Annotated in this window: 2 protein-coding genes and 1 pseudogene; all 3 read right to left on the bottom strand. The window is 72.5% G+C overall.

Going from position 1 to position 2,732, the window contains the following annotated elements; genetic code table 11:
- A pseudogene (locus tag B9S61_RS41950) lies at window positions 1-174 on the bottom strand (phosphopeptide-binding protein); the annotation flags it as partial.
- A gap of 83 nt (window positions 175-257) precedes the next feature.
- Entirely contained in the window at window positions 258-1,604 is a 1,347-nt protein-coding gene (locus B9S61_RS01595; protein ID WP_103540572.1) for a VWA domain-containing protein, read from the bottom strand.
- Between the two features lie 144 nt (window positions 1,605-1,748).
- The coding region (locus B9S61_RS01590; RefSeq protein ID WP_258039502.1) for a PP2C family serine/threonine-protein phosphatase at window positions 1,749-2,732 on the bottom strand (984 nt) is incomplete at its 5' end.

Below are 2,732 nucleotides of genomic sequence, written 5' to 3'. Positions count from 1 at the left end.
GCCGTAACCGCCGGGGCCACCCGGGCCACCGGGCGGCGGGAATCCGTAGCCACCGCCGGGCGCCGGCGGCGGGGGCGGGGGAGGAGGTGGGGGCACGGCACCCGCCATGCGGTGACCGCACACCTCGCACCAGTCGTCGGAACCCGACTGGTGTCCGTTCGGGCAGGTCGGCATGTCGGCGCTTCCCCCTCTCCTTGTCCGGTCGCTTCCGACCGGATTTCTCCAACCCCGAGGGGCCAGGCTCGATTACTTACAGATCACTTCTTCACACGAACGGTCTTGGTCGACCGCGTCTCGAGCGTCATCTCGTCGGCCTCCTCCACCTTCGCCTTCAGTCGCACAGTACCGGTCGCGGCGTCGACGACGTCCACCACCTTCGCAAGCAGTTTCGCAGTATCCGCGTTGCCCGACGCACTCGCGAGCTGAACGGCACGGCCCAGTTTGGCCGTTGCTCCGGCCCTATTCCCCTCTTTGCGTAGATCCAGACCCTGTTGGATGACTTGTGCCAGTTCGGCCTGTCCGGTGTAGTGGGCGACCTGGGGGTTGATCGACGTCGAGGCGGCCATGTCGTCCGTCCACACGGCCCGCACCAGACCCTGTGCGCCGAGGTTCCGCACGCCGCCGTCGGGCTGCGGAATGACCAGCGACAGCCGGGCCGCGAGCATCTCCTGGCCGAGGCCGGCGGCCGGCACCTCGACGCAGACGTGGTAGTCGCGGGACTCGTCTCCCCAGGAACCAAGGGGGTAGTCGCCCGCTCGCGGGCCCGACTCGGTGCGGCGGCCGGTGAGTTCCTCGACCGTCGGCGCGACCTGTTTGACGAACCGCACCGTCGCGCCGGCCGGGGCCCACAGCCGCAGCGAGACGTCCGCGACCTCCTTGCCCATCGCCGTCTCCATCATCCGCGTGAAGTCGGCGGCCAGGCCGGCCGGGTCGGCGACGATGTCGGCGCTGCCGAGGAGCGCGGAGGCGATGCCTGTGACGTCTTTCACTTCCCAGTCGGTGCCCACTCCGCGGGCGTCACAGGTGAACCGTCCGGCGCAGGCATCGAGGGCCGCCTTCAGATCCTCCGGCGACTCGTGCTCGTTGCGGCCGTCGGTGAGCAGGATGCCGTGCCGGATCGCCACGTCCGCGGAGGCCAGCAGCCGGTCGGCGAGACCCAGCCAGGTGCCGATCGCCGTACCGCCGCCCGCGCTCAGCTTCCGCAGCGCCTGCTTGGCCTGCTCGCGGGTGGCGGCGTCGGCCACCGCCAGCCCGCCGTCGCCCGGGTACACCTCCTTGGCCACATGCGTGCCGCCGACCACCGCGAAGTGCACGCCGTCGCGCAGCGCGTCGATGGCGGCGGCCGTCGCGTCCCGGGCGTTGCGCATCTTGGTCGGCGGATAGTCCATCGAGCCCGAGCAGTCGACCATCAGGACCACCGCCGCCGACGGCCCCTCGCCGGGCGCGTAGAGGTGGGGCGCCGCAACCGCGCTGCCGATGGTGCCGCCGCCGGTCGCCGTCACCGTGACGATGGCGTTGACCTCGCGTCCGCCTTCCGGCAGGTACTCGTTCTGGTACACGTCCATCGAGAACTGCGGCACGTTCGGTTTCGAGAAGATGGCCATGCCTGTTCGCTCCCCCTTGGATGCCCCGGCGGCGCGGGGCGACGACGGATGACGGACCGGTCCCCTCCGGTCCGTCGCGGCTTGCCCGTAGGATTTCCGTACGAGACTTCGTAAGACCCCGTAAGAGGCTTCCCGTACGCGGCCTCAGGCCGATCCTGCCCCCTGGGGGACGGCGGGGAACGGCACGAGGGCCACTGTTACGTTGTCGTGGCCCCCGCCGTCGAGCGCGTGACCGACCAGGACCCTGGCGCTGTGCAGGGGGCGCACGGCGGCGTCGGCGGGGACGATCCCGGCCAGCTCGTCGGCCGACTCCGCGTAGTTCCACAGGCCGTCGGTGCAGACCACGACCACTCCGGGCCGGTCCGGCTTGAAGGACGCGGTGTGCGGTTCCAGTTCGTAGGCGTCGGCGCCGAGCCAGCCGGTGATGGCGTGGGCCCGGTGGTCGGCGTACGCCTCGGCCTCGCCCATCAGGCCCGCGGCGACCATCTGCGCGGCCCACGAGTCGTCCTCGGTGAGCCGGGCCGCCGGGGCGGAGCGGTCCACGGGGACCCAGTAGGCGCGGCTGTCGCCGACCCAGCCGACGACCAGCAGACCGGCCGCCACGACCGTGCCGACGATCGTGCACGCGGGGGCGTTCTGGTGCGGGGCGTGCTCCCGGGCGGCCGTGTCGGGCTCGTCGGCCAGCGCGTTGACCGCGTCGGAGGCGGCGATGATCGCGTCGTGCATCGCCTGCTGCGGGTGGGTGCCGCGCGGCAGGGCCGCGAGCAGGGACTCGGTCGCCGCCCGGGACGCGGCGAGCGAGGCCTCGTCGGGACGGGTCGCCGAGGAGACGCCGTCACAGACGATCGCCACGGAGACGGGCGAGCCGTCGGGCAGCGTGGTGGTGCCGACGCCGAAGGCGTCCTCGTTGCGGTGGTGGCGCAGTCCGCGGTCGCTGACCGCGGCCAGGGGGCCGCATTCCTGTTCCATGTGGTCCCGTTCGCGCGGCTGGGCGTGGCCGCAGTTCTCGCAGTAGCCGTCGTCGTCCACCCTGCCCGCACGGCAGGCGACGCACACCGCGCCGCCGGTCTGACGCTCCGGCCCGGCGGTCGCGCGCGGGTCGGGCGCCTGGAGCGGGTACTCCTCGGG

This window comes from Streptomyces sp. SM1, assembly GCF_002910825.1.
Lineage (GTDB): Bacteria > Actinomycetota > Actinomycetes > Streptomycetales > Streptomycetaceae > Streptomyces > Streptomyces okerensis.
The sequence above is the reverse complement of the archived record's forward strand: the minus strand, read 5'-3'. Positions and strand labels throughout refer to the sequence as shown.

What these genes read in the sequence shown, in the direction of transcription:
- B9S61_RS01595 (WP_103540572.1), bottom strand. Translation starts at nt 1,604, where the DNA reads ATGGCCATCTTCTCGAAACCGAACGTGCCGCAGTTCTCGATGGACGTG.